27 protein-coding genes and 1 pseudogene are annotated in these 26,171 nt (G+C 70.4%); 15 read left to right on the top strand and 13 right to left on the bottom strand.

What is annotated here, in order from left to right:
• The first annotated feature begins 91 nt into the window (after positions 1 to 91).
• Entirely contained in the window at positions 92 to 1,051 is a 960-nt protein-coding gene (locus tag A6A29_RS04620) for an EamA family transporter (protein ID WP_073718574.1), read from the top strand.
• A 27-nt stretch (positions 1,052 to 1,078) separates the two neighbouring features.
• Here the strand turns inward: A6A29_RS04620 and A6A29_RS04615 are convergent, their stop codons facing one another.
• The 3 genes from A6A29_RS04615 to A6A29_RS04605 form a co-directional block, all read right to left on the bottom strand.
• Positions 1,079 to 1,513, bottom strand: coding sequence for a PIN domain-containing protein (locus A6A29_RS04615; RefSeq protein ID WP_073718573.1), 435 nt, complete (start codon positions 1,511 to 1,513; stop codon positions 1,079 to 1,081).
• Positions 1,510 to 1,752 carry a CopG family transcriptional regulator gene (locus A6A29_RS04610; RefSeq protein WP_073718572.1) on the bottom strand — a complete coding sequence of 81 codons (243 nt, stop codon included), beginning with the start codon at positions 1,750 to 1,752 and terminating at the stop codon, positions 1,510 to 1,512. The genes A6A29_RS04615 and A6A29_RS04610 overlap by 4 nt, the downstream gene beginning before the upstream one ends.
• A 117-nt stretch (positions 1,753 to 1,869) precedes the next feature.
• Positions 1,870 to 2,934 carry an aldo/keto reductase gene (locus A6A29_RS04605; RefSeq protein WP_073718571.1) on the bottom strand — a complete coding sequence of 355 codons (1,065 nt, stop codon included), beginning with the start codon at positions 2,932 to 2,934 and terminating at the stop codon, positions 1,870 to 1,872.
• A 118-nt stretch (positions 2,935 to 3,052) separates the two neighbouring features.
• On the opposite strand from A6A29_RS04605, the gene A6A29_RS04600 reads away from it, so the two are divergent.
• On the top strand, positions 3,053 to 3,886 hold the full coding sequence (locus tag A6A29_RS04600; protein WP_073718570.1) for a helix-turn-helix transcriptional regulator: 834 nt from the start codon (positions 3,053 to 3,055) through the stop codon (positions 3,884 to 3,886).
• A 58-nt stretch (positions 3,887 to 3,944) separates the two neighbouring features.
• On the opposite strand, the gene A6A29_RS04595 is transcribed toward A6A29_RS04600, so the two are convergent.
• From A6A29_RS04595 to A6A29_RS04585, 3 genes and pseudogenes are all read right to left on the bottom strand, one after another.
• The gene (locus A6A29_RS04595) at positions 3,945 to 4,553 is read right to left on the bottom strand and encodes a hypothetical protein (RefSeq protein WP_073718569.1); all 609 of its coding nucleotides are present in this window, start codon (positions 4,551 to 4,553) and stop codon (positions 3,945 to 3,947) included.
• Between the two features lie 206 nt (positions 4,554 to 4,759).
• Positions 4,760 to 5,554, bottom strand: a complete 795-nt coding sequence (locus tag A6A29_RS47745) for a hypothetical protein (protein WP_198952984.1) — start codon at positions 5,552 to 5,554, stop codon at positions 4,760 to 4,762.
• Between the two features lie 170 nt (positions 5,555 to 5,724).
• Positions 5,725 to 5,913, bottom strand: a pseudogene (locus tag A6A29_RS04585) (hypothetical protein); the annotation flags it as partial.
• Between the two features lie 103 nt (positions 5,914 to 6,016).
• Here A6A29_RS04585 and A6A29_RS04580 point away from each other — a divergent pair.
• The 3 genes from A6A29_RS04580 (at position 6,017) to A6A29_RS04570 (ending at position 7,961) form a co-directional block, all read left to right on the top strand.
• The gene (locus A6A29_RS04580) at positions 6,017 to 6,847 is read left to right on the top strand and encodes a helix-turn-helix domain-containing protein (RefSeq protein WP_073718567.1); all 831 of its coding nucleotides are present in this window, start codon (positions 6,017 to 6,019) and stop codon (positions 6,845 to 6,847) included.
• On the top strand, positions 6,847 to 7,053 hold the full coding sequence (locus A6A29_RS04575; RefSeq protein ID WP_198952983.1) for a DUF397 domain-containing protein: 207 nt from the start codon (positions 6,847 to 6,849) through the stop codon (positions 7,051 to 7,053). The genes A6A29_RS04580 and A6A29_RS04575 overlap by 1 nt, the downstream gene beginning before the upstream one ends.
• 335 nt (positions 7,054 to 7,388) lie before the next feature.
• Complete coding sequence (locus A6A29_RS04570; protein ID WP_241838314.1) at positions 7,389 to 7,961, top strand: DinB family protein; 573 nt, start codon at positions 7,389 to 7,391, stop codon at positions 7,959 to 7,961.
• A 116-nt stretch (positions 7,962 to 8,077) separates the two neighbouring features.
• Here A6A29_RS04570 and A6A29_RS04565 read toward each other — a convergent pair whose 3' ends face one another.
• Both A6A29_RS04565 and A6A29_RS04560 read right to left on the bottom strand, forming a co-directional pair.
• On the bottom strand, positions 8,078 to 8,401 hold the full coding sequence (locus A6A29_RS04565) for a hypothetical protein (RefSeq protein WP_073718565.1): 324 nt from the start codon (positions 8,399 to 8,401) through the stop codon (positions 8,078 to 8,080).
• Positions 8,402 to 8,502: 101 nt separating this feature from the next.
• Positions 8,503 to 8,961 carry a hypothetical protein gene (locus A6A29_RS04560; protein WP_073718564.1) on the bottom strand — a complete coding sequence of 153 codons (459 nt, stop codon included), beginning with the start codon at positions 8,959 to 8,961 and terminating at the stop codon, positions 8,503 to 8,505.
• Positions 8,962 to 9,068: 107 nt separating this feature from the next.
• Between A6A29_RS04560 and A6A29_RS04555 the strand changes: the two genes are divergently transcribed.
• On the top strand, positions 9,069 to 9,434 hold the full coding sequence (locus tag A6A29_RS04555; RefSeq protein ID WP_443333349.1) for a DUF6112 family protein: 366 nt from the start codon (positions 9,069 to 9,071) through the stop codon (positions 9,432 to 9,434).
• 197 nt (positions 9,435 to 9,631) lie between these two features.
• Here A6A29_RS04555 and A6A29_RS04550 read toward each other — a convergent pair whose 3' ends face one another.
• The 3 genes from A6A29_RS04550 to A6A29_RS04540 form a co-directional block, all read right to left on the bottom strand.
• Entirely contained in the window at positions 9,632 to 10,009 is a 378-nt protein-coding gene (locus tag A6A29_RS04550) for a nuclear transport factor 2 family protein (protein ID WP_073718563.1), read from the bottom strand.
• 84 nt (positions 10,010 to 10,093) lie between these two features.
• Positions 10,094 to 10,312: a hypothetical protein gene (locus tag A6A29_RS43730; RefSeq protein WP_073718562.1), complete on the bottom strand. Its 219-nt coding sequence runs from the start codon at positions 10,310 to 10,312 to the stop codon at positions 10,094 to 10,096.
• Between the two features lie 19 nt (positions 10,313 to 10,331).
• Positions 10,332 to 10,634: a hypothetical protein gene (locus A6A29_RS04540; protein WP_143196947.1), complete on the bottom strand. Its 303-nt coding sequence runs from the start codon at positions 10,632 to 10,634 to the stop codon at positions 10,332 to 10,334.
• 352 nt (positions 10,635 to 10,986) lie between these two features.
• On the opposite strand from A6A29_RS04540, the gene A6A29_RS04530 reads away from it, so the two are divergent.
• From A6A29_RS04530 to A6A29_RS04490, 9 genes are all read left to right on the top strand, one after another.
• Positions 10,987 to 13,371, top strand: a complete 2,385-nt coding sequence (locus A6A29_RS04530; protein ID WP_241838312.1) for an FG-GAP-like repeat-containing protein — start codon at positions 10,987 to 10,989, stop codon at positions 13,369 to 13,371.
• A 253-nt stretch (positions 13,372 to 13,624) separates the two neighbouring features.
• A complete protein-coding gene (locus A6A29_RS04525) occupies positions 13,625 to 14,419 on the top strand; it encodes a TIGR03084 family metal-binding protein (protein WP_107468149.1) in 795 nt (264 codons plus the stop codon).
• Entirely contained in the window at positions 14,419 to 16,242 is a 1,824-nt protein-coding gene (locus tag A6A29_RS04520; protein WP_079182564.1) for an acyclic terpene utilization AtuA family protein, read from the top strand. The genes A6A29_RS04525 and A6A29_RS04520 overlap by 1 nt, the downstream gene beginning before the upstream one ends.
• A complete protein-coding gene (locus A6A29_RS04515) occupies positions 16,239 to 17,837 on the top strand; it encodes an acyl-CoA carboxylase subunit beta (RefSeq protein ID WP_073718559.1) in 1,599 nt (532 codons plus the stop codon). Before A6A29_RS04520 ends, A6A29_RS04515 begins: the two co-directional genes overlap by 4 nt.
• An 8-nt stretch (positions 17,838 to 17,845) precedes the next feature.
• A complete protein-coding gene (locus A6A29_RS04510; protein WP_073718558.1) occupies positions 17,846 to 19,810 on the top strand; it encodes an ATP-binding protein in 1,965 nt (654 codons plus the stop codon).
• Entirely contained in the window at positions 19,807 to 20,979 is a 1,173-nt protein-coding gene (locus A6A29_RS04505) for an acyl-CoA dehydrogenase family protein (protein WP_073718557.1), read from the top strand. The genes A6A29_RS04510 and A6A29_RS04505 overlap by 4 nt, the downstream gene beginning before the upstream one ends.
• Positions 20,980 to 21,146: 167 nt before the next feature.
• Positions 21,147 to 22,733 carry a 4-coumarate--CoA ligase family protein gene (locus tag A6A29_RS04500; RefSeq protein WP_073718556.1) on the top strand — a complete coding sequence of 529 codons (1,587 nt, stop codon included), beginning with the start codon at positions 21,147 to 21,149 and terminating at the stop codon, positions 22,731 to 22,733.
• On the top strand, positions 22,730 to 23,473 hold the full coding sequence (locus A6A29_RS04495) for an enoyl-CoA hydratase family protein (RefSeq protein WP_073718555.1): 744 nt from the start codon (positions 22,730 to 22,732) through the stop codon (positions 23,471 to 23,473). Before A6A29_RS04500 ends, A6A29_RS04495 begins: the two co-directional genes overlap by 4 nt.
• On the top strand, positions 23,461 to 24,057 hold the full coding sequence (locus tag A6A29_RS04490; RefSeq protein ID WP_073718554.1) for a TetR/AcrR family transcriptional regulator: 597 nt from the start codon (positions 23,461 to 23,463) through the stop codon (positions 24,055 to 24,057). Before A6A29_RS04495 ends, A6A29_RS04490 begins: the two co-directional genes overlap by 13 nt.
• A 40-nt stretch (positions 24,058 to 24,097) precedes the next feature.
• Here A6A29_RS04490 and A6A29_RS04485 read toward each other — a convergent pair whose 3' ends face one another.
• Together A6A29_RS04485 and A6A29_RS04480 are read right to left on the bottom strand one after the other, a co-directional pair.
• Positions 24,098 to 24,718: an RloB family protein gene (locus tag A6A29_RS04485; protein WP_073718553.1), complete on the bottom strand. Its 621-nt coding sequence runs from the start codon at positions 24,716 to 24,718 to the stop codon at positions 24,098 to 24,100.
• On the bottom strand, positions 24,672 to 25,994 hold the full coding sequence (locus A6A29_RS04480; protein WP_073718552.1) for an AAA family ATPase: 1,323 nt from the start codon (positions 25,992 to 25,994) through the stop codon (positions 24,672 to 24,674). Before A6A29_RS04480 ends, A6A29_RS04485 begins: the two co-directional genes overlap by 47 nt.
• Between the last annotated feature and the right edge of the window lie 177 nt (positions 25,995 to 26,171).

Raw genomic sequence — 26,171 nt, 5'->3', positions numbered from 1 at the left:
GTGGAGAGGCGCAGCGATGCGGTCAGTCCAGTATCGTCAATTGCCGGGTGCATTTCATTGCACCGGATTCCCGCCCTCCGGAAGGCCACCCGTGAACGACCGGCGCACCGCCGCAGAATCGGCCGCAGCGGCCGTCGCCGTACCCGAGGCGGTGTCGGCGCTCGACGGGACCGGCGGCGGTGCGGGACGCCCGGGTGGCCGACGGGCCGCACTGGCCCCGGTCGTGCTGGTGGTCGCGGGCGGCCTCTCGGTCCAGTTCGGCTCGGCGGTCGCGGCGCTGCTGATGCCGAAGGCCGGTGCGCTCGGCGTGGTCACCCTGCGCCTGGCCGTCGCCGCGCTGGTCCTGCTGATCGTCTGCCGCCCCGGGCTGCGCGGCCACTCGCGGGCGGACTGGGGCACGGTGCTGGCCTTCGGCGTCGCGATGGCCGGGATGAACACGCTCTTCTACCAGGCGCTGGACCGCATCCCGCTCGGTATCGCCGTGACGCTGGAGGTGCTGGGCCCGCTCGCCCTCTCCGTCATCGTCTCCCGCCGCCTGATCAACGTCCTGTGGGCGGGCCTCGCGGTGGGCGGGGTCGTCCTGCTCGGTGGCGGGGGCTTCGACCGCCTGGACCCGGTCGGCGCCGCCTACGCCCTGGGCGCGGGCGCGATGTGGGCGGTGTACATCATCTTCAGCGCCCGCACCGGCCGCCGCTTCCCGCAGGCGGACGGCCTGGCCCTGGCGATGGTGGTCGCGGCGGTCCTCTCGCTGCCGCTGGGCATCGTCGAGTCGGGCAGCAAGCTGGTGGTCCCCTCCACGCTGGCGCTCGGCGCGGCGGTGGCGATGCTGAGCTCGGTCCTCCCGTACACCCTGGAACTGATGGCCCTGCGACGGCTCCCCGCCCCCACGTTCGCGGTGATGATGAGCCTGGAACCGGCGATCGCGGCGGCGGCGGGCTTCCTGATCCTGGACCAGGCCCTGTCCACCACCGACGCCCTCGCCATCGCCCTGGTCATCGGCGCGAGCGTGGGCGCGGTACGCAGCCAGGTGGGCGGCGGCAAGAAGGGCTGAGCCGGGGCGGGCCCGCGCGGCCGGGGCTCAGCCGTCGGCGGGCAGGACGCGGAAGGCGTCCAGCCCCGGTGTCAGGGGCGTCATGGCCCGGAAGTCGCGCTGGTCCAGTGTGAAGATGCGGTTCGTCCGGTAGCGGTCCGCGAGGACCACCCCCACCGCGTCCGCGAGGTCCAGCCGCAGTCCTTCGTACTTCTGCCGGACCTCCTGGGCGGCCCGGAGGTCAGGGAGCTTCAGCTCGGCAAGCCGGTACTGGCCGTCGGCCATGCGTGCGTTCAAGGCGTCGATCACCTGCATCGCTGCCGGGAAGCCCAGGTCGCGATGGACCAGATGATCCAGTTCGGTGACGACCAGGGGAGAGACGGCAAGCCGCTCGTTCCTCAGGATCTCGGCCGCCGCGGAGTGCTCCTTCTGGGCGGCATCGAACGCGGCGTACAGGGCGGATGTATCGGCGACGATGATCAACGGCGGGCCGCTCGTTCCTTGATGTGCTCGTAGAGCGTGTCGTCCATGGCCTCGGCGGTGAGCGGGCGGCCGCTGTTGAACACGGGCATCTCATGGCCCCGCTTCGGACGCTCCGCGTTGTCGAGGAGCAGGGCGACACCGCGCCTGATGAGCTCGGCCTTGCTGACGCCGGTGGCGGACGACTCGGCGTCCAGTCGTACTTCCAGCTCCTCCGGGAGGTACACGGTCGTCTTTATCATGCTTCCACGCTACCCCCTGCCATACGTATGGCACTCCGACGAACTCCTGCGGGAAACACCTCGCCGAACAGCGCCCCGAGGGCAGCGGTAGTGCCGCCCCCGGCGCTCGATCGGGTATCAGCGGCGGGCTTCGATCTTCAGATCGCCGCGGGTCACCGCGCGCATCCTGTCGCCGGCGAGCATGTCGTGCGGGAAGCCGGGTTCGATCGCGCTGACCTCGGCGAGGCGGGCCAGCTGGGAGGCCGTGAAGTCGACCTCCAGGGCGCCCAGATTGTCCTCCAGCTGCGCGGGGGTGCGGGCGCCGATGAGCGATGCCGTCACATCCGGGTTCCGCAGGGTCCAGGCCAGCCCGACCTGGGCGGTTGTGCGGCCCAGCTCCGTGGCGACCTCCTTCACGACATCGGCGATGTCGAGGTTACGTTCGGTGAGTCCGCCGTTGGCGAGGGTGAAGTTCTTCCGGGTGCCGTCCTCGACCGCGGCGTCCGTCGCGGTCAGGTCGTCGCGGCTGTACTTGCCGGTGAGCACCCCGCCGGCCAGGGGCGAGTACGGCACCACGCCCAGCCCCATCTCTCGTGCCATGGGGATCAGGTCGCGCTCCCCGGTGCGCTCGATCAGGCTGTACTCGATCTGCAGCGCTACCAGCGGCGACCAGCCGCGCAGGTCGGCGATCGCCTGCATGCGCGACACCTGCCAGGCCGGGACGTTGGACATCGCCACGTACAGGACCTTGCCCTGCCGGACCAGATCGTCCAGGCCGCGCAGGATCTCCTCGACCGGTGTCGTGAAATCCCACACGTGCAGGTAGAGCAGATCGATGTAGTCCGTATTCAGCCGGCGCAGACTGGCTTCCACCGACGAGAACAGGCTCTTTCGGTGAGGACCCCCGGAATTCGGATCGCCGGGCCGGCGCAGCGTCGTGTACTTCGTCGCCAGCACCAGGCTTTCGCGGTTGCCGCGGGCGAATGCGCCCAGCAGCCGCTCGGAGCTGCCATCGGTGTAGGTGTTGGCGGTGTCGATGAAGTTGCCGCCGCGCCCGACGTAGAGGTCGAACAGCTTGCGCGCCTCGTCCTGCTCGGCGCCCCAGCCCCATTCGGTGCCGAAGGTCGCCGTGCCCAGCGCCAGCGGTGAGACCCGCAACCCGGAGCGGCCCAGAAGCCGGTAGGTGTCCAAGGTGAGCGACATGGTGTCCTCCTGCGCGTGTGATCCGTTGCCGAGAACGAAGTCTGTGCCCGCCGCGCACGGGGGATAAGGGAAGGCAGTTCCTGGGAACGCCGGTCCTACCCTCGCTGTTGGACCGAACATGACGACCCGCACCGTGGACACGACACAGGAGCTGGCCGCGTTCCTGCGGACCCGGCGCGAACGGCTGGACCCGCAGGATTTCGGCCTGCCGTCGCGTCGCCAGGCCCGGCGGACCCCCGGACTGCGCCGCGAAGAGGTCGCCGAACTGGCCGGGGTCAGCACCGACTACGTCGTGCGGCTGGAACAGGCCCGCGGACTGCGGCCCTCGGCGGACGTGGTGGAGGCGCTGGCCCGTGCGCTGCGCCTGCCTCCCGCCGAACGCGCCTACCTCTTCGATCTGGCCCAGCAGCGCCCCCGTAACACCGGCAAGCCCGCCGATGCCGCGGCGCCGCCGCTGGCCCGGCTGGTCGACGACCTGTCGCCGCTGCCGGCCATGGTGATGAACCACCGCTACGACATTCTGGCGTGGAACAGCGAAATGGCGAGGCTGCTCCTGGACTTCGACACCCTGCCGCCGTCGCAGCGCAATGCGATGTGGCTGTGCCTGCTGCATCCGGAGATCCGTGACCTCTATGTCGACCGCGAACGCGTGGTGCGGGAGGGGATCGCCCACCTGCGCGCCGCGTGGGCCGCGCATCCGGAGGACCGGGCGTTGACCGACCTGATCACCGAATGCACCACCCACAACGAGGAGTTCGCGCGACTGTGGGCCGAGCAGGACATCAAGGTCAACGGCCGCGGGCGCAAGGTGCTGCGGCACCCCGACGCCGGAGTGATCGCCGTGCATTTCGAAGTCCTCACGCCACTCGAAGATCCTGACCAGCGGCTGGTGATCTACCGCGCCGCGGACGAGGGGAGCCGGGCGGCCCTGGCCCGGTTGTACGCACAGTGACGTCGAACCGGCGTTCCGGCGGCATCTCGCCGGACCCGCACCGTCCGTCGACCAGGGGTCAGGGAAGCTCGGCGATGGTCACTCCGCGTAGTTCGCGGATGGCGAGGAAGGCGAGCATGCCGGGGTAGCGGGGTTTGCTGTAGGGGGAGAGCTGTCCGTTCTCGGTGGAGACCCAGCCGGTGGTGGTGAGGCGGTAGAGCGTGCCGGACACCCCGTAGAGGTGGGGTTTCCTGACCCGCAGGAGGACGTGTTCGCCGCGGCGGAGGAAGGGGCATTGCCGTACGGAGATGCGGGCGTGTTCGGTGCAGAGCGGGGGCATGGTGGTGAGCGATTTCTCGGGCCAGGTGGGGGGTGAGTCCTCGCGCCGCCAGTCGATGAACAGCCAGCCCTCTTTGTTCCGGTCGGCGGGCCGGGCGCAGATCTGGCAGAGCAGGTTTTCCATGCAGGTGCGCTGGCGGGTGGAGTGCAGGGAGTCGTACTGGACATGGCCGGGGTCGTCGGACTCCTCGATGCGGACCCACAGGTTGCCGTGCTTGTCGCGGTCCTCCGGGCGTGTGTCCCGGTAGGCGAGTCGGGGCCCGTTCGCGGTGAACTCGACGTCGAGGGTGGATTCCGGCATGCCTCTGTCGGTGCTCCGTGAGGCGACATACGGGGTCAGGAGAGGCATGGGTTCCTCCTTGTGGGGGTGGGGGCCGCCCGGCTGCCGCCGTCCCCATGACAGGGGGCAGCCGGGCGGGGTTTGGGGGTTACTGGGCCGCCGGGTGTGTGCCGGGGGTGCGGGGTGCCGTGGTGGGCGGGGCGGCTTTCGCGTAGGGGCGGCCGGGTTTGGTGCCGGTGCAGAGGTTGCAGTGGGGGCAGTCCTGGATCCGGGTCTCAGGGGGCGGTTTCCATGGGGTGTGTTCGGTGCCTTGTTGGGTGGTGCCCGTCCTGGTCGCCCGTGGGGGAGCCACTGCGAACGCGACCAGGACGGGGGTGTGTGGGGTGCTGGAGGCCGGTGGTCCCGTGCGGGCGTGCGGGTCGGGCGGGTCGGCCGGTGAGGGTCAGGTGCAGGCCGACGGCCGGGTCGGCCACGGTGAGCAGGGTGCCGGTGCCGGTTTCCAGGTGGTGCAGTGCGTCGGTCTGGCGCTGGTCGTCGGCGGCCCAGGCGCGGAGGCTTTCGGGGGCGTCGGAGCTGTGAAAGGTGACCGGCCGGACGTCGTTCCCCGCCCGTGCCCAGGGGGTGGTATCGGGGGGTTGGAGGTGTCCGTGCCCGTCCGCGAGCCGTAGTGCCTGCCTGCGGAGCCAGCGCAGGGCGAGACGGCGGTTGGGCGCGGTGACCCGGCCGAGCGAGACGGGGCGTCTGGTTCCGGTGGTCACGGTGGTCACGGTGACCTCGGCGACGTAGCTGGGGCGGACCAGGCGCTGGAGCAGGTCGGCCGCCGCTTCGACCGCGTGCAGCTCGGCCGTGCGTTCCGCTTCGCGCCGGACGATCGCGGCGTCCAGCCCGGCGAGGAACAGGGCCCGGTACGCGAGGTCGGTCTCGATACGTTGCAGCTCGGCGAACAACGGCTGCGGCCGGCGCGGTTGAGGGGCGAGCACCCGCATGATCCGGGGGAAGCGCTGCCGCAGGCCAATAGTGGCGGCCCCGAGGGTGAGAGCGAGCAGGACCGGTAAGAATCTCAACCTCATGACCGCTCACCGTGTCCACCGTGTTCGGCGGTCTTGTGCCGCTCGCGTGATGTCCGGCAGTCGGACTGCTTGCCGGTGTCGTGCTCGGCGTTGGCGACGGCCTCGGCGTGATCGATCTCCTGGCAGCCCCGGCACGGCTCGGGCGCAGATGGGTCGTTCGGAGTGACCAGTCGTACGCGTTCGGGATCGGCCTCCCACTCCGGCCCACCGCCAACCGGCCGCAGAGACCAGTACGGGCCGGCCAGCCCACGGAACTCCCCGACACGGTTGGCGCGACTGGTGTCGAGCATGAGGGTGCCGAGGGTTGGGGCCGGAACGTGGGGGGCCTGTCCGTTCGAGGAACCGTTTTCTGTACACACAGCCGTGCCTCTCCGTAGTCATTCCACTACCAAGGCGGCCCAGCGTGACCTACTCTCAGGGGACCTTCAACCTCCGACAAGTTGAACGAAAGTTGGGTGAAAAGTGGCTAACCGCAAACAACTTGATCCTGATGACGGGCCGCGTGCGGCCTTCGGGGAGCGTTTACGCAGGCTGCGAGAGGAGCGAGGCTGGACACAGGAGGATTTGGCATACCGCACCGGCTACTCCCCGTCGCATATTTCCGGGGTCGAAACTGGGGCCCGAAATCCAACCGCCAAGTTCACCGCAAGTGCGGACAAGGCACTCGGCACAGGGGAAGCACTCGCCCGGCAGGGGGCGGCGGCCCGGGACAGCGCCATACTCGAAGGATTTCCCGAGTACCTGGCCTTGGAGATGACCGCGGCGAAGGTGCGCGCATTTGAACTGGGGATCGTGCCCGGACTCCTCCAGACCCCCGAGTACGCCCAGGCGATCACCAGCGGCGCAGTTCGCCGGGGTGCTATCACGGAAGTGCAGGCAGAAGAGCGCCTGTCTCTGCTTGCGCGGCGCCAGGCGGCCATGGAGCGCGAGCAGCCGCCGTTGCTGTACTTCGTCCTGGACGAAAGCTGCCTGCGCCGCCCCGTGGGCGGGTCCGGGGTCACGCGGGAGCAGTTGGCACACCTGGCACAGTTCGCATCCCGCCCGAACGTCGTCCTCCAGATCGCGCCGTACAGCCTCGCAGAGATGCGGGCCTATGACCTACCGGTCAACTTGGTGACATTGAGTGACGGCACTCGCGTCGCGTACGCAGAGTCGGCACATCAGGGACGCATGGAGCGGGAATCCCGTTTCGTCGGGCCGTTGTTCACGGCCTACCATCACCTACAGGTTGAGTCACTGTCCCAGGCAGATTCCATGGCCATGATCAATCAAGCAGGAAAGGACATCCCGTGATGACCGAATCGCTCAACTGGTTCAAGTCCTCCCACAGCTCCAACGGCGGTAGCTGTGTTGAGGTCGCCGCCGATCTGATCGCCTCGCGCGGCGTGGTTCCCGTCCGTGACTCCAAGAATCTGACAGGTCCCGTTCTGGACTTGCCCGCTGCTGCGTTCTCCGCGTTCGTGGGCGGCGTCAAGGCCGGAGAGTTTGGCAACGTCTGAACACCCCGAACTCTTGGCGAGCCGAGCAGCCCCATCGTGCGCCGCATGGTGGGGCTCCGTGCTGTTCGGGTCGCGACACGGTTTGCAGTCGGCGTCGAGCACCGGGATTGACGGGAGTTGCCAGTCGTCGCCCCCGCCCTCCTTCACACAGCGCCGTGCCGGGGTTCACAGCTGTCCTCGCGTACGCGGACGGGCATCCGGTCGACTATGCGTTACGGCAACACCAGCGAGCAACGCGGAGTGCAGGCCGGGCTGCCAGGGCCACGCGGGTGTACCTGGGGCGGACCTGCCGGAACGCCATCGTCCGCCCGGTCGCGCAGCGCAGAATCGCCTGGTTGATCCAGAACGATCAGAAGGACATCACCATGACGTCGAACGGCTCCGACCTCCCGCAGTCCGTGGAGCGCGAGGATCTGCTGGCGCTGGTCACCGACCAGCGCACCAACTTTCTGTACACCGTCGCGGACCTCACCGAGGAGCAGGCCCGCTCCCGTACGACGGTGAGCGAGCTGACACTCGGCGGGCTGGTCAAGCACCTCGCGCAGGTGCAGCGCGGCTGGCTCGAAGTGGTCGACGGCACGGCGCCGGTGAAGGTCGAGTGGTCCGACCTCGACCCCGACGGCAACCGGCTGACCGAGTCCGAGACGCTGGCGGGCGCGATCGACGCCTTTCACTCCGCCGCCGGGGAGTTCGACCGCACGGTCCGGGAAGAGACCGATCTCAACCGTACGGTGACGCTGCCCCAGTACCCGTGGTCACCGCCGGAGCCGGTCACCTGGACCGTCCGGCACGTTCTGCTGCACATCTTCCGGGAGATCGCCCACCACAGCGGCCACGCGGACATCGTGCGCGAAGCCCTGGACGGCGCCAGCACCACCGCGCGGATGGCGAAGGCCGCCTCGGAGTGATTCCCCGATCATGACCCGGATGCGACTGCGGGGGACGGCGCGGGCCAACGGCCGCGGCTGCGCTCCGTGGCCGTCCCGGTCAGGGCCGGGTCATCGGGGTTGCGTCCAACCTCTGACTACAGCGACGCCCGCACGGCTGCCCCGGCGAAGACGACATCGAGGTCGATCACGACCTCCTCGCCCTCCCGGCGGCCGCGCTCCGAGATCACCAGGCCGATCAGTGCCAGATCACCGGCCTGGTCCCGCAGGTCGTACTGCTCGGAGGTCTCCTCGCCGAGGTCGCCCGACTCGTCACGCTCCCAGGCGTCCACCGCGGCCTCGGCGACCGCCCTGGGCAGTCGCACGGTGACCCGGCCGACCTGCGCGTCGACATGCTTGCCGATCGCTGCCAGCACCTTCGAGTCCGCCCGATAGCGGGCGTACTCCGCTTCATCCACCACAGGGCGAGGCTACTCGGGCCGCTGGGCCTGTCCCGACCGGGCCGACCCGGTGAACCTCTGCGGTCGGCGCACTGGCCAGGCATCCGGCCAAGGGCTTCGGGTCAGGTCCGCTTGCGGCTCGCGATCTCGTCAGAGAGCTGCTGCACGTGGGCGGGGTCCGCGTCCCGGGCAAGGGCGACGTAGTGGTCCATGACGGCCGGCCGGTAGCGCACGGGCATCGTCTGTCCTGGGGCGAGTCGGGTGAGCGCGGTGATCGTGAGGTCTTCGTCCGCGATACCGCGGAACGAGATGCCGCCGGCGGTCTCCACGTCGAACATCAGGACCACGCGCGGACTGCCGTCGCTGCTGACCTCCCGCCAGTCGACGAGAACGCCGAGCGCGAGCACCCCCGTACGCAGTTCCGCATTGCGCTTCCGTGCATCACTGCTCAGGAGCGGGTTCGGGGCGACGCCCGGGAAGGCGGGCCCGACGCCGAGCGATTCCCGACTCAGGTCGGGCCTGAGCTGCGCCATCAGATCGTTGAGATTCAGATTGTTGAGCTTCTTCTTCGAACCGAACATCCTGACCCCTCCCTCACACCGGTGCCGGAATCTCGGCCCGGCGCTTCGCCTTCACTGCGGTTGTACGTCGCGGCCATTCCCGATTTCCGTCGCATCGCCCCGTCCCGATGGGGTCGCCGTCTGCGGTCGCGGACGGGCTCGGTCGGTGCACCTGTCTGTCGGACGAGCCACGTCCGCACGCCGACAGGAGGACCAAGCCGCGATCGATATCGGCCCCAAACAGTAGCGGGCTTCCGGGGATCGCGCAGTTGCGCGACATCGTGGGCGCGGTGATGACCGTCGGCCTGTTCCTGAGCGTGCTCGCGCTCATCGTCTCGGCGATCGTCCGGGGCTTCGGAGCCAACAGCAGCAACCCTCATCCCGCGTCCCGTGGCAAGACCGGGGTGCTGGTCCCGTGCGGTGCCGCGATCCTGTGCGGAGCGGCGGTCACGCCGATCAACTTCTTCTGGACCGTCGGCCAGGCCGTGAATTAGTGCTGTGACCGCATAGGTTCGCCGGGTTTGGTCCGCAGCCTGACCAACCGCGAACTTACACAGCCACAGCGCATCATCGGTCCGCTCGTGGCCAAGCGCGGACGACTGAAGCGTTGTGAAGATGATCTCGGCTGGGCAGACCCGGAGCCCCGAACGGGGCCGGTTCAGGAGAAGGACGGCGCCAGAGGGGGAATGACTCAGGAGGCGGACGGCTCGATCTCCCCCGCGAAGACGATGACCTGATCGATGAGGCTCTGCCGCAGATGGACGACGTCTGTTCCCGCCAGGCGGGGGCCTCCATCCGGCGTCGTGAAGACCCACTGGTACCGGGCCCACTCGTTCGGCATGTCCACCGCCGAACAGCGCACCATCGTGCCGGTCCCCGCGGGGTGGCGCCGGATGTCCAGCACGAACCGCTCGACCGCCTCGATCCCCTCACTGCGGCCCAACGGTCCCCAGAAGACCACGTCCGAGGTTAGGGCCTGGGAGAGCAGCGCAGTCACATAGCTGTCGTCCAAGGCGTTGAACGCGGAGATGAACGTGTCGATCGCGGACCGCGCGGTCTCTTCCTGCATGCACCAGTAATACCACTCGCCTCGCGGACCGCGCTCGTTCCGTGAGCCGTCTCCCGACCACGGTGAACCATCCCGGTCACAGCACTAGCCGTTGTGAGAGGCGGCCTTCGGTTCCACCTGTGTGTGCGTCTCCGGCGGCACCGGGAAGCGCCTCAGCAACTCCTCCATCCAGGCTGCCGGATGGGTGGCCGTCGCGGCGCCGCCCGGGAGGGCGCGTGCGCCGCGGATGCCCTCGATCGGTGCTGCGGTCGCGGCCTCGGCGGTGTAGCGGTCGGCCACCCACCGGCGGCCCGCCTGCCGCACCTCCTCCTGGTCGGGCAGGTCAGGAAGTTGACGTAGTGCCCTGCGAGTAGATGACCTTGTGTCCGCCGGGTGCCGGGTCGTGGTCCGGGACCATGCTGACCTCGTGCAGTACGAGTACGTCCTCGGGCCCGAGATCCAGGGTCATACCGGACAGCGTCGGCACATCGTCGTCGAACCACGTGTAGCGGAACCCCGGCGTGGGGGTCCAGCGGTAGGCCTCGACCCCGATGGACCGCAGCAACGAGATCTGTTGGTTCAGTACGCGAATGCCGCCCACCGGGAACTGGAACTCGAACGACGCGTAGATCACTCGACCGGTCACGGTACCTCCACGGGAGACAGCGTCCGGTGAGACCGACCAGGGGGAGTCCCTGCGCATTCCTCCAGCGCACGCGGCGAGTTGGCTGTGTCGATATCAGCAGACCGGAGCCGCCCCGCAGTTGACGTACGAGGGCAGCGGTCGACGGGCGGTGGGAGAACGGCCCGATACGTCCGGCCCGCCACATAAAGGCTGGCTCACACAGCGCGCCGGTGGTCTAATCAGCGGCGCTCCGACGGGTCGAACGTATGCCCTATCGATGGCCGGGGGTGCGGTCTCTTCGCGGCGGAGCGATGCGCGCCCGTAGCTCACGGGCGCATTCTCCCGTCCAGTGACAAGGGGCATGAACAGCCGGATGAAGAAACCTTTTGGCATAATAAGCGCCGCAGTTGTGTGCGCTCTGCTCGGTCTGCACGCCGGTACCGGCAGTGCGGGCGCCGTGGTGAAACAGGGCCCGCAGGTGGGCATCGAGTCCACCGTGGGCGCCGGCGGCACCGACGCGGACCGTGTGTGCGCCGACAACTGCCCGGCCGGTGTGGAGCCCGGTGCCGCCTCGCCGCGCGGCGGTGAAGCCGTCGACGGGACGCGGATCGCGGCCGGAACCACGCTCACCCCCGGAGAGAGCGTGCGCTCCGAGAGCGTACGGATGACGATGCGGACCGACGGCAATCTCGCCATCGTCTCGGGCACGGGGGCGACGGTGTGGTCCACCGGCACCGCGGGCAACCCCGGTGCCACCGCCCGGTTCGACGACAGCGGCAATCTCCGCGTCCTCGACGACGACGCCTCCACCGTCCTGTGGGAGTCGGGTACTTCCGCTCCCGATGGCGAGGCCGTCCTCCAGGACCGCGGCAACCTCGTCATCTACGACGCGGACGACGCGTCGCAGTGGACCAGCGGTACCTCCGCCCGCCACGACTACAACAGCGACGGCCGCAGCGACCTGGTGGCCTGGTACGACTATGCCGAGGCAGCCGGGCAGACGGACGGCAAAGACTCCCTGCACGTCTTCCCCGCCGGTGCGGACGGTGCCCTGCTCACGCCCGGTGAGGGGTGGTCGGCGGTCCCTGGCCACTACTGGGCCGAGCACATGAAGCGCCTCACCGGTGACTTCAACGGTGACGGGACGGGCGACGTCGCCGCGTTCTACGGCTACGACGACGGGAAGGTCACCCTCTGGACCTGGCTCGGCAAGGGCGACGGCACCTTCGCCGCCCCCTTCTCCTCCTGGTCCGTGGCTCCCAAGATGTGGTGGTTCGACGCCATGACCGCCGAGGCCGGTGACTTCAACGGTGACGGCCGTGACGACCTCGCCGTCTGGTACGACTACAGCAACGGCGACGACAAGCTCTTCACCTTCCTCGCCAACGCCAACGGCGGGTTCGCCGCCCCCTTCTCGTCCTTCGAGCGGACCGCCGCCGACGGATGGGACGTCGAGCGCATGAAGTTCGCCACCGGCGACTACAACGGTGACGGCCGCGACGACCTCGGTGCCCTGTACGGCTACGCCTCCGGCACCGTGACGCTGATGTCCTTCACGACCAGGCCCGACGGCGGGTTCAACGAGGTCGTCCGCGGCTGGGAGGCCACCAGCGGCTGGACGTTCAGCCGGGCGACCATGCACTCCGGTGACTTCGACGGCGACGGGCGCGACGACCTCGCCGCCTGGTACGACTACAGCGACGGTCACGATGCCCTGATCGCCTTCACCCTCGGCGCCGACGGCACGTTCGGCAACCGCCGCGAGATCCTGAACAGACCGGCGGGCTGGTACGAGCGGTCTCGCATGAAGATCGTCACCGGTGACTACAACGGTGACGGCCGCGACGACCTCGCCGCTCTCTACGGATACAGCGACCTGCGGGTGAAGACGGTGAAGACCATCACCTTCACCGCCGGGGCCGACGGCATTCTTGGGGGCGACCTGCACGGCTGGGAAGACCTCACCGGCTGGAACTTCGACAGGGCGCACCTGATCGAGCGCCACTCGGAGGGGCTGCCCGTCTGCCCGACGATCTTCGGACACGGCGGCTACCCCACCGGGGCGGACGCCGGGAAGCGCGACCAGATCCGTCAGCCGAACCATCCCAAGGGCCTCGCACAGCAGAAGAGCTGGGGAGCGGGGGGTGTGGAGGCCGACCTCCAGCTCACCAGGGACGGCACCAAGGGCGTGATGTGGCACAACGCCACGACCAGGGGACTGACGGGCACCAGTGCGAAGATCACGGACCTGTGGTGGGCCACCGGTGCCGACCAGCTCAAGGGCCGCACGATCAACCAAGGCCCGTACGCGGGGGAGACCGTCTACACCTTCCGTGAGTGGCTCGAAAGCGCCAAGGCCCAGAAGATGGCCGCCTATGTGGAGCTCAAGGGCGAGACCGAGCCGTCACTGCTCAACACCGACGCGTCGATCCGCGAGGCCGCGTGGAAGGAAGTCATCGATCCCATCAAGGAACGCATCTCCGAGCAGAAGATCATGATCTACACGAGTGACGGGTACCCCAAGCTGGATGAAGAGCTCAAGAAGCGCATCGCGGCGGCCGGTCTCGGCGCCGCGCTCAACAGCCGCCCCTACTGGGTCGACGGCATCGTCTGGGATGAGCCCGCTCCGGCGGCCTCCGGCAACCATGCCTCCTGGCTGGACAGGCTGACCCGGAACGGGCTCCCGACCACCTCGGTGCCGATGGCCACCACCTGGACCAAGGAGTTCGCGTCCTGGCTGGACGGACGGTGCATCTGACGCTCTGAGCGCGTGCGGGGGGGCGGTGGTGGGCGTGCGGAGGGCGGCGCCGCCGCCCCCGCATGTCCTCGCCGGGACGGCGTGCCGCCTTCCCCCGCACGTCCTCGCCGACGCCGCCCCGGCGTCGGAGCCGCGTCGGACGGCCATCGCGGGCACCCGGGCGGGGAATCAGGTAATCATGCAAGCGTGCTTGATTGTTTCCTGGCCCGCTGCCATGCTCCTGGGCACCACACCCGGTCCCGAGGGGGCGCACGTGTTCGACGCCGTAGCCGTGATCGACGATCTGCGCGAGGAGAGCGGCGAACTCGACCGGCTGGTCGGCGGGTTGAGCGCCGAGCGGTGGGCCGTTCCGACGCCCGCCGAGGGGTGGACCGTCGCCCATCAGATCGCCCACCTCAGCTGGACCGACGATGTCGCGCTGGTGGCAGCGACCGAGCCGGACCGGTTCGCCGACGAGGTGGCGAAGGCGCTGGAGCGCCCGGACTCCTTCGTCGACGAGGCGGCCGGGGAGCTGGTGGCCGCCCATGGCCCGGACGCGCTGCTCGCGCGGTGGCGGGCGGGAAGGCAGCGGCTCCAGGGGGTGTTGCGCGCCGCCCCCGCCGGGAGCCGTTTCCCCTGGTACGGGCCGCCCATGGGCGTTGCGTCGATGGCCACCGCCCGGATCATGGAGACCTGGGCGCACGGGCAGGACATCGCCGACGCCCTCGGCGTCACCCGCACGCCGACCGCCCGGCTCCGGCATGTGGCGCGGATCGGGGTCCGGGCCCGTGACTACGCCTACGCGGTACGGGGGATCAAGCCGCCGGAGAGCGAGTTCCGGGTGGAACTGACGTCACCTGAGGGCGAATTGATTGCGTACGGGCCCGAGGGTGCCCCGCAGTGCATCGCCGGGCCGCTCCTGGACTTCTGCCTCCTGGTCACCCAGCGCGCCCACCGCGACGACCTCGCCGTCACCGCCACCGGGCACGACGCCGACCAGTGGCTGAACATCGCCCAGGCGTTCGCGGGGCCCGCGGGAACCGGGCGCTCACCCCGCAAGGGCCACTGATGCAGCCCCCACCGATACCCCCAGCGCGGTCCGGACCCCTGCGGATCGGCAACGCCTCCGGGTTCTACGGCGACCGCTTCGACGCCGTACGCGACATGCTCACCGGCGGCCCCCTCGACGTCCTCACCGGCGACTATCTCGCCGAGCTGACCATGCTGATCCTCGGACGCAGCCGCCTGAAGGACCCGCAGCGCGGATACGCCACCACCTTCCTGCGCCAGCTCGAAGAAGGGCTCGGGCTCGCCCACGAACGCGGAGTAAAGATCGTCGCCAACGCCGGGGGGCTCAACCCCGCCGGATTGGCCGCCACCGTACGGGAGTTGGCCGACAAGGTGGGCGTGCCGGTGCGCGTCGCCCATGTCGAGGGCGACAGCCTGCCCGTGCCCGACGGGTTCCTCACCGCCAACGCCTACCTCGGCGGCGCGGGCATCGCCGCCTGTCTGCGCGCCGGGGCCGATGTCGTCGTCACCGGGCGGGTCACCGACGCCGCCCTCGTCACCGGACCCGCCTCCGCCCACTTCGGCTGGGGGCCGGACGACCTCGACGCACTCGCCGGAGCCGTCGTCGCCGGGCACGTCCTGGAGTGCGGCACCCAGGCCACCGGCGGCAACTACGCCTTCTTCGGCGAGCACGACGTGCGCCGCCCCGGCTTCCCGCTCGCCGAGATCCACGCCGACGGATCGTCCGTCATCACCAAGCACGACGGGACGGGCGGCGTCGTCGACATCGGCACGGTGACCGCGCAACTCCTGTACGAGACCGGGGGCGCCCGGTACGCCGGGCCCGACGTCACCGCCCGGCTCGACACCGTACGGCTCACCCAGGAAGGGCCGGACCGGGTCCGTGTCCACGGGGTACGGGGCGAGGCCCCGCCGCCCACGCTCAAGGCCGGGCTCAACCGGCTCGGCGGCTGGCGCAACGAGGTCGTCTTCGTGCTCACCGGCCTCGACATCGAGGCCAAGGCGCGGCTCGTGCGGGAGCAGTTCGAGGACGCCCTGGACCGGGGCGGACGCCGGCCGGCCGAGGTGCGCTGGGAGCTGGCCCGTACCGACCGGCCGGACGCGCCCACCCAGGAGACCGCCAGCGCACTGCTCCGGCTCGTCGTGCGCGACCAGGACGCCGCCACCGTCGGGCGGGCCGTCTCCGGCGCCGCCGTGGAGCTGGCGCTCGGCAGCTACCCCGGCTTCCATGTCACCGCCCCGCCCGGAAAGGGCGCGCCCTACGGGGTGTTCGAGGCCCTGTACGTACCGGCCGGGGACGTCCCGCACATCGCCGTCCTGCCGGACGGGGCGCGGGAAGCCGTGCCGCCCGCCCCCGTCACCCGGGTACTGGACGATCTCGCGGACGCCCCGGAGCTTCCCGAGCCCCTGGAGCCGGGCCCCACCCGCAGCGCCCCACTTGGCCGGGTCGCGGGCGCCCGCAGCGGGGACAAGGGCGGCGACGCCAATGTCGGCGTCTGGGTGCGCACCGACGACGCGTGGCGCTGGCTCGCCCATGAGCTGACCGTCGAACGGTTCCGGGAGCTGCTCCCGGAGACCGCCCGACTCACCGTCGTACGCCATGTCCTGCCGCACCTGCGCGCCCTGAACTTCACCGTCCGGGGGCTGCTGGGCGAGGGCGTGGCCGCGCAGGCCCGCTTCGATCCGCAGGCCAAGGCGGTGGGGGAGTGGCTGCGGTCCCGGTGCCTGCCGATCCCCGAAGCCCTTCTTCGTGCCCACGAGTCCGCAGCCGAGCCCGAGCCCGAGCCCGCCCCCGAAGCCGCAGCCGCAGCCGCAAACGAGCCCGTGCCCGAGCACGCCCCCGCCCCGGAGGTGACCGCATGACCGTCCTGCCCACCGTGCTCGACACCGCCGGCCCCGAATACGCCGCCAACCGCGAGGCCATGCTCGCCAAGCTCGCCGAGCTGGAGACCGAGCACGCCAAGGCCCTCGCGGGCGGCGGCGAGAAGTACCTCGCACGGCACCGCAAACGCGGCAAGCTGCTGGCCCGGGAACGGATCGAGCTGCTCCTCGACCCGGACACCCCGTTCCTGGAGCTGTCGCCGCTCGCCGCCTGGGGCAGTGACTTCGCGGTGGGCGCCTCGCTGGTCACCGGGATCGGGGTGGTGTCGGGCGTCGAGTGCCTGATCACCGCGAACGACCCGACCGTACGCGGCGGCGCGTCGAACCCCTGGACGCTGAAGAAGGCCCTGCGCGCCAACGAGATCGCCTTCGCCAACCGGCTGCCCTGCATCAGTCTGGTGGAGTCGGGGGGCGCGGACCTGCCGTCCCAGAAGGAGATCTTCATCCCCGGCGGGGCGCTGTTCCGCGACATCACCCGGCTCTCCGCCGCCGGAATCCCCACCGTCGCCGTCGTCTTCGGGAACTCGACCGCCGGAGGCGCGTACGTCCCCGGCATGTCCGACCACACCGTCATGATCAAGGAGCAGTCCAAGGTCTTCCTCGGCGGACCGCCGCTGGTGAAGATGGCCACCGGCGAGGAGAGCGACGACGAATCGCTCGGCGGCGCCGAGATGCACGCCCGTACGTCCGGGCTCGCCGATCACTACGCCGTGGACGAGCACGACGCGCTGCGGCAGGCCCGCCGCATCGTCGCCCGGCTCAACTGGCGCAAGGCGCACCCCGATCCGGGTCCCGCCGAGCCGCCCGCGTACGACGAGGACGAGCTGATCGGGATCGTGCCGGGGGACCTGAAGGTGCCGTTCGACCCGCGCGAGGTCATCGCCCGGATCGTGGACGGCTCGGACTTCGACGCGTTCAAGCCGCTGTACGGGACCAGCCTGGTCACCGGGTGGGCCACGCTGCACGGCTATCCCGTCGGCATCCTCGCCAACGCGCAGGGCGTGCTGTTCAGCGAGGAGTCGCAGAAGGCCGCCCAGTTCATCCAGCTCGCCAACCAGCGCGACATCCCGCTCCTCTTCCTGCACAACACCACCGGCTACATGGTCGGCAAGGAGTACGAGCAGGGCGGCATCATCAAGCACGGGGCGATGATGATCAACGCGGTGGCGAACTCGAAGGTCCCGCATCTGTCCGTGCTGATGGGCGCCTCCTACGGGGCCGGGCACTACGGCATGTGCGGCCGGGCCTACGACCCGCGCTTCCTCTTCGCCTGGCCCGGCAGCAAGTCCGCCGTCATGGGGCCCCAGCAGCTGGCGGGCGTCCTGTCGATCGTCGCCCGCGCCTCCGCCGCCGCGAAGGGGCTGCCGTACGACGACGAGGCCGACGCCGGGCTGCGCGCCATGGTGGAGCAGCAGATCGAGTCGGAGTCGCTGCCGATGTTCCTCTCCGGGCGGCTGTACGACGACGGGGTCATCGACCCGCGCGACACCAGGACCGTCCTCGGGATGTGCCTGTCCGCGATCCATACCGCACCGGTCGAGGGCGTCCGTGGCGGCTTCGGCATATTCCGGATGTGAGGCCCCAGATGATCACCACTCTGCTCGTCGCCAACCGGGGCGAGATCGCCTGCCGGATCTTCCGCACCTGCCGCGCCCTGGGCATCACCGGCGTCGCCGTGTACTCGGACGCCGACGCGGACGCCCTGCACGTCCGCGAGGCCGACCTCGCCGTGCGGCTGCCGGGGGCGGCCCCGTCGGACACGTATCTGCGCGGCGACCTGGTGGTGGCCGCCGCGCTGGCGGCGGGCGCCGACGCGGTGCATCCCGGGTACGGCTTCCTCTCCGAGAACGCCGCCTTCGCCGCCGCCGTCCAGGACGCCGGGCTGCGCTGGGTCGGGCCGCCGGTCGAGGCCATCGAGCTGATGGCGTCCAAGACCCGCGCCAAGGAGCTGATGGGGGCCGCCGGGGTCCCGCTGCTGGCACCCCTGGACACCGGGAGCGTGACCGCCGCCGATCTGCCGCTGCTGCTGAAGGCCGCGTCGGGCGGGGGCGGGCGCGGTATGCGGGTCGTACGGGAACTGGGCGCACTGGAGGCCGAGTTGACGGCCGCGTCCGCCGAGGCGACGGCGGCCTTCGGGGACGGGGAGGTGTTCGCCGAGCCGTACGTGGAGCGCGGCCGGCATGTCGAGGTCCAGGTCATGGCGGACGGGCACGGCACCGTCTGGGCGCTCGGGACCCGGGACTGCTCGCTCCAGCGCCGCCACCAGAAGGTCATCGAGGAGGCCCCCGCGCCCGGTCTGGACGACGCGGTGCGGGCCCGGCTGCACGAGTCGGCCGTCGCCGCCGCGCGGGCGGTCGGATACACGGGGGCGGGCACCGTCGAGTTCCTGCTCTCGGCCGGGGGTCACCCGTACTTCCTGGAGATGAACACCCGGCTCCAGGTCGAGCACCCGGTGACGGAAGCGGTGTTCGGGCTCGATCTCGTCGCGCTGCAACTGCGGATCGCGGAGGGGGAGCCGCTGCCCGCCGCCGGGCCGCCGCAGCCGGAGGGGCACGCCGTCGAGGCCCGGCTCTATGCCGAGGACCCCGCGCGTGACTGGCAGCCACAGACCGGAGCACTGCTCACGCTCGCGGTGCCGGACGAGCCCGGACTGCGCCTGGACACCGGGTACACCGGCGGCGACACCATCGGCGTGCACTACGACCCGATGCTCGCCAAGGTCATCGCCCACGCGCCCACCCGTACCGAAGCCGTGCGCCTGCTCGCCCGCGCCCTGGAGCGCGCCAGCATCCACGGCCCGGTCACCAACCGCGATCTGCTCGTACGGTCCCTGCGCCACCCGGACTTCGTCGCGGCCCGCGTGGACACCGGCTTCTACGACCGGCACCTGGCGGACCTCACCGCCCCGGCCGGCGGCGACCGGGCCCGTACCGCCGCCCTCGCCGCCGCCCTCGCGGACGCCGTACGCCACCGCCCCGCGCGGGAGAAGGCCCCCGGCCCCGCCCGCTTCGGCGCCTGGCGCAACGTCACCTCGCAGCCGCAGACCAAGCGCTACCGGGGCGAACCCGACGGCACCGAACACGAGATCGCCTACCGCACCACACGGAGCGGCCCGGTCCCGCACGACGCCCCCGGCATCCGGGTCCTCGCCGCCCGCCCCGACCGCGTCACCCTCGAAACCGACGGCGTCACCCGCCACTTCGACATCGCCGTCCACCGCGACCGGGTGTACGTGGACGGAGCCACCGGCTCGTACACCTTCACCGCCCTGCCCCGCTTCACCGACCCGAGCGCGCAGAGCGAACCCGGCTCGCTGCTCGCCCCGATGCCCGGCACCGTCGTGCGCCTCGCGGACGGACTGGCCCGGGGCGCCGCCGTCGAGGCCGGGCAGCCGCTGATCTGGCTGGAGGCGATGAAGATGGAGCACCGCATCCTCGCCCCCGCCACCGGCACCCTCACCGCACTGCACGCCGCCCCCGGCCTCCAGGTCGAGGTCGGAGCCCTGCTCGCCGTCGTCACCGAACCCGCCGCACCGGAGGAGAACGTATGAGCACCGTCCTCGAAACCGAAGAGCACCGGGCGCTGCGCGCAGCCGTCGCCGCCCTCGGCAAGCGCTACGGGCGCGACTACATGACCTCCGTGATACGCGAGGGCGCCCACCCCCGCGAGCTGTGGGCCGAGGCAGCCAAGCTCGGCTACCTCGGGGTGAACCTGCCCGAGGAGTACGGCGGCGGTGGCGGCGGGATGGCCGAACTCTCCATAGTCCTTGAAGAGTTGGGCGCCATGGGCTCCCCGCTCCTGATGATGGTCGTCTCGCCCGCGATCTGCGGCACCGTCATCGCCCGCTTCGGCACCGAGGCACAGAAGCGGCAGTGGCTCCCCGGTCTCGCCGACGGCACGCTCACCATGGCCTTCGGCATCACCGAGCCGGACGCCGGTTCCAACTCGCACCGGATCACCACCACCGCCCGCCGCGACGGCACGGGTCCCGACGCCGACTGGCTGCTCACCGGCCGCAAGGTCTTCGTCTCCGGCGTCGACATCGCCGACGCCACCCTGATCGTCGGCCGCACCGAGGACGCCAGGTCCGGCACGCTCAAGCCCTGCCTCTTCATCGTGCCGCGCGAGGCTCCCGGCTTCGGGCGCTCGCAGATCGACATGGAACTCCAGGCGCCGGAGAAGCAGTTCGAGCTGGTCCTGGACGACGTACGGCTGCCCGCCGACGCGCTGGTCGGGGACGAGGACGCCGGACTGCTCCAGCTGTTCGCCGGGCTGAACCCCGAACGCGTCATGACCGCCGCGTTCGCCATCGGCATGGGGCGCTACGCGCTCGGCAGGGCCGTCGAGTACGCCAGGACCCGCCAGGTGTGGAAGGCCCCCATCGGCTCCCACCAGGCCATCGCGCACCCGCTCGCCATCGCCCACATCGAGCTGGAACTGGCCCGGCTGATGATGCAGAAGGCCGCCGGGCTCTGCGACGCGGGCGACGACGTCGGCGCGGGCGAGGCCGCCAACATGGCCAAGTACGCGGCCGGTGAGGCGTGCGTGAAGGCCGTCGACCAGGCCGTCCACACCCTCGGCGGCAACGGCCTCACCCGTGAGTACGGGCTCGCCTCGCTGATCACCGCATCCCGGGTGGCCCGGATCGCCCCGGTCAGCCGCGAGATGATCCTGAACTACGTCTCCCACCAGTCCCTGGGACTGCCCAAGTCGTACTGACGGGCCCCCACCGGCGAAGGTGTTCGGTCCAAGGTCTCCCCAACCCCTGCCGGCAGGGGCGATTCTGACTCCCGACCCACCCGACCCACCACATCCGCACGGCGCCCCTCGCCCTCGCCACCGGCCGGGGCGCCGGTCCGGCCACACCGCGACAACAGGGGACTGCCATGGTGTTCCGCAGCGAGTACGCAGATGTCCAGGCCCTCGACACACCCATCCACGAAGCGGTCCTCGGGAGGGCCGCGGAGTTCGGTGACACCGTCGCCCTCATCGACGGGACGAACGGCGCCACCCTCACGTACGCCCAGCTCGACGGCTTCCACCGGCGGATCGCCGCCGCCCTCGCCGAGGCCGGACTCGTCAAGGGCGACGTGCTGGCCCTGCACAGCCCCAACACGATCGCCTACCCCGCCGTCTTCTACGGGGCCACGCGCGCCGGAGCCTCGGTCACCACGGTCCACCCGCTGGCCACGGCCGAGGAGTTCGCCAAGCAGCTCGGCGACTCCGGGGCCCGCTGGATCGTCACCGTGTCCCCGCTCCTCGAATCCGCCCGCCGCGCCGCCGAACTCGTCGGCGGCATCCAGGAGATCTTCGTCTGCGACCGGGCCGAGGGCCACCGCTCCGTACAGGACATGGCCGCCTCCACCGCCCCCGAACCGCAGATCACGTTCGACCCCGCCGAGGACGTGGCCGCCCTCCCGTACTCCTCGGGCACCACCGGCACCCCCAAGGGCGTCATGCTCACGCACCGCTCCATCGCGACCAACCTGGAGCAGCTGAAGCCCTTCGTTCCCACCGGCCCCGGAGACCGCATCCTGGCCGTGCTCCCCTTCTTCCACATATATGGCCTCACCGCCCTGATGAACGCCCCGCTGCGCGGCGGCTCCACCGTCGTCGTGCTGCCCCGCTTCGACCTCGCGCAGTTCCTCTCCGTGATCGAGAAGCACCGGATCACCGGACTGTTCGTGGCCCCGCCGATCGTCCTGGCACTGGCCAAACACCCCGCTGTGGACCAGCACGACCTGTCGTCGCTCGAATACCTCATCAGCGCCGCCGCCCCGCTGGACGCCACGCTCGCCTCCGCCTGCGCCGACCGCCTGGGACTGCCCGTCCGTCAGGCGTACGGGATGACGGAACTGTCGCCCGGCACCCATGTCGTGCCGCTCTCCGCCGAGCACCCGCCGCCCGGCGCGGTCGGGAAACTGCTGCCCAGCACCGAGATGCGGATCGTGTCGCTGGAGGACCCCGGCAAGGACGCGGACACCGGCACGGACGGCGAGATCCTCATCCGGGGCCCGCAGGTGATGAAGGGCTACCTCGGCCGCCCCGAAGCCACCGCCGAGATGATCGACGCGGACGGCTGGGTGCACACCGGCGACATCGGCCGCGTCGACGCCGACGGCTGGCTGTTCGTGGTCGACCGGGTCAAGGAACTCATCAAGTACAAGGGCTACCAGGTCGCCCCCGCCGAACTGGAGGCCCTGCTGCTGGGCCACGAACACCTCGCGGACGCGGCCGTCATCGGGGTGTACGACGAGGAGGGCAACGAGATCCCCAAGGCGTACCTGGTGCGCGGGGCGTCCGCCGCCTCGGAGGCCCTGACCGCCGAGGACGTCATGGCGTACGTCGCCGAGCGCGTCGCCCCGTACAAGAAGGTCAGGCGGGCCGAGTTCATCGCCGCCGTACCGCGCGCGACCTCGGGGAAGATCCTCAGGCGCGAACTGCGCGACCGCGAGAAGGGAACGTCCGCATGACCCTCAGGGCCCTCTCCGAGCCCACCCACGACCGGGGCGTCACCACCCTCGCCCTGGACTCACCGGCGAACCGCAACGCGCTCTCCGCGCGGCTCGTCTCCGAGCTCTCCACGGCGCTCGACGCCTGCGCGGCCGACGACTCCGTACGCGCGGTCGTCCTCACCCACACCGGCAACACCTTCTGCGCGGGCGCCGACCTCACCTCCCCGCCCGACCCCGCGGCGTTCGTCGCCCTGATGCGGCGGGTCCTCGCGCTGCCCAAACCCGTCGTCGCCAGGGTCACCGGACACGTCCGGGCCGGCGGCCTCGGCCTGCTGGCCGCCTGCGACATCTCGGTGGCCGGTCCCGCCGCGAGCTTCGCGCTCACCGAGTCCCGGCTCGGCCTCGCCCCCGCCGTCATCTCCCTCACCCTGCGGCCCCGCCTGGACCCGGCCGCCGCGAGCCGCTACTACCTCACCGGAGAACGCTTCGACGCACCCGAAGCCGCCCGGACCGGGCTCGTCACCCTGGCGGCCGAGGACGTGGACAAGGCGCTCGTACCGGTACTGGACGGACTGCGCAGGGCCTCACCACAGGGGCTGATGGCATCGAAGGAGCTGCTCACGGCTACGGTTCTGAAGAGCTTCGACCAGCACGCCGAAGACCTCATCGCCCGCTCGGCGGCGCTCTTCGCCTCCGCCGAGGCACGGGAGGGGATGACGGCCTTCCTCGAACGACGGGACCCCGCATGGGTGTGGTGACACCCCCCAAGACCCCCAACGCCCCCAAACAGGACCGCAGTCGGGCCACCCGGCAGCGGCTCCTGGAAGCGGCGGTCGCCTGCCTCGCCGAACACGGCTGGGCGGGCTCCACCGTCTCCGTCGTCGCCGAACGGGCCGGAGTCTCGCGCGGTGCGGCCCAGCACCACTTCCCGACCCGCGAGGACCTGTTCACCGGAGCCGTCGAATACGTCGCCGAGGAACGCTCCGCCGCCCTGCGCGCCCTGCCCGTCCAGGGCCGCGGCGAGGTCGTCGCGGCCCTGGTCGACCTGTACACCGGCCCGCTCTTCCGGGCCGCGCTGCACCTCTGGGTCGCCGCCTCCAACGAGGAGCAACTGCGCCCCCGCGTCACCGAACTCGAAGCCCGTGTGGGCCGTGAGACCCACCGCATCGCCGTCGAACTCCTGGACGCCGACGAGACCCGCCCCGGCGTCCGCGAAACGGTCCAGGGCCTCCTCGACATGGCCCGCGGCCTGGGCCTCGCCAACCTCCTCACCGACGACACGACCCGCCGCGACCGCGTGGTGACCCAGTGGGCGTCGGTCCTGGACGAGGCGCTGGGCTGAGGGGGCTGTCCCGCGCGGGCGTACGTTGATCACGCGTGCGCTACGCCGGGCCGCCGATGTCGAGGGCCAGCCGCCACATGCCGGTGGAAGGGTTGGCCTCCGGCTCCTTGCCCTCCGGGGCCAGTCCTCTCGCGCGGCGGGCGGCCTCGCGCCAGGTGCTTTCGTAGAGCCGGAAGTCGAGGCCCGTCTTGCTGTACCCGCCTGGTGTGTGTTTGTTCAGGTACGGCACGAGATGGGCGTACGACGGGGCGTGACTGCGGTGGTCGGCGAAATGCAGTAACAGCCACAGCTCGAAGCACGGATTGGACAGGGCGACGGCTACGCCTTGGCGGCCCGCTTCGGACACGGCCTGGTCGATGTCCGTGAACTCGTCGACATCGAAGACGCACCATGCCCGGTCGTACTCGTCGGCGGCCGACTTGAGTAATTTCACGGTGTACGAGACGACTTGGGAGGGTGCCTTGGGGCGCTCGATGATCTTGACCGAAACCGCCGGATTCCTCGCGGAGGTCTTGAGCCCCTGCACATAGTCCCGTTCCGTCACCTCGGTGCCGCAAACGACCAGTAATCGCTGCCGCGCCTCGCGACGCCCGGTTCTCCTGTCGAGCCGGGACTCAAAGGAGGGACGATTCCGTCCGCTCGGCTTCGGTGTCCTCGGCATCCTGCTCCCCCCGGCCCGCCAGAGCCCTGGCGAAACTGTCGTCGATGAAGGGCACGCCGCCGTAGCTGCCGCCCAGATAGCGGCGCTCGTGGTTCTCCCCGATGCGTGGCTTGAACTCCGACAGGGCGAACAACTCCGTCTCCCCGTACTGATTCTTCTCCAGGAACCACACCTGGTCCCGCTTGAGGATGTCCTCGCCGCCCATGCGGCCGAGCAGGCTGGCATCGTGGGTGGTGAAGACCAGTTGCGCTCCGCGCGGGTTGGTGGCCGGGGCCTGGAAGAGGCCGATGAGCTGCGCGGTGAGCAGCGGGTGGAGACTGGAGTCGATCTCGTCGACAACGAAGGTGCCGCCCCGCCGCAGGACCGACATGAACCGTGGAGCCTGGGCCAGAAGTGCCCGGGTGCCGGCGGACTGCTCGTGCAGGTCCATCCGCACCACACCGGTACGCCCGCGATGTCCGAGCCACGGACGTACGTGTTCCTGCGGGCCCTCTTCTTCCAGCCGGGCGAGCAGATGCGGCGGAACGCGTCCGCCGTACCGCTGTCGCAGTGCGTCCTCGTCCAGGAGCACGCGCTCCGTGCCGCACTCCTCGATGCCCAGGTCGGCCGCGCGCAGGAGGGCCATCAGCTCGGGATGACGTTCCGGTGTCTCCAGCATCCGGCCCACCTCGGGGCCGACGAAGCGTCCCGGTCCCTGCCGGCCGAACCTCAAGTCTGTCAGGAACCAGTCATAGACCGGGCGGAAGTCCATCTGCCGGGAACGTGCCGCCATGGTCAGGAACAGCACATTGGGTTCGGTGATGTTCTCGACCAGTTCCAGTTCGCGCTTGGCCTGCGAGTCGCCGGGCTGTACCTCGCCGTCGGGCCGCTCGAAGATCTTGCGCTTCTTCCCGTGCGGATAGCTGTAGAGCCATTCGTCCAGGACCCGCTCGTCGTCGACGCTGAATCCGTAGGTGTGGCGGACACCGCCGAGCAACAGGTCCACCACGTACCAGGAAGGCTGGTCGGGTGCGGAGGCGTCCAGACGGAAGGAACTGCGGGTGACGCCGCCGCCGGGCTCCGCGTCGCGATGGGAGTTCACCACCATGCGGGCCATGTATTCCAACGCGCCGAGCAGATTCGACTTGCCGGCCGCGTTGGCGCCGAAGAGACCCGCCACGGGGACGGCCTGCCAGTCCGTGCCGGTGGGCCGGTCCGCGTCGTAGGCGGGGTGAAGCTGAAGTTCCTGCTCTTCCCGGATCGAGCGATGATTCGACACCCTGAAGTTCAGCAGCACGTGTGCCCTCCCCCCGGCGTTTTAGTGGGACTGTGTGCAAGTGAATCGTGCGTACCGGTAGCTGGCAACCTCTCACAAGGAATATCAGGTACCTGGGACGGTAATTCCACCTGAACGAAGGCCGAGGCCGGAGGAAAGCCGTTCTCCTCGGCCTCGGTAAGGGGGCTTGACGAAGGG

Origin of the sequence: Streptomyces sp. TSRI0281 (assembly GCF_001905125.1) — a bacterium.
Lineage (GTDB): Bacteria > Actinomycetota > Actinomycetes > Streptomycetales > Streptomycetaceae > Streptomyces.
The sequence above is the reverse complement of the archived record's forward strand: the minus strand, read 5'-3'. Positions and strand labels throughout refer to the sequence as shown.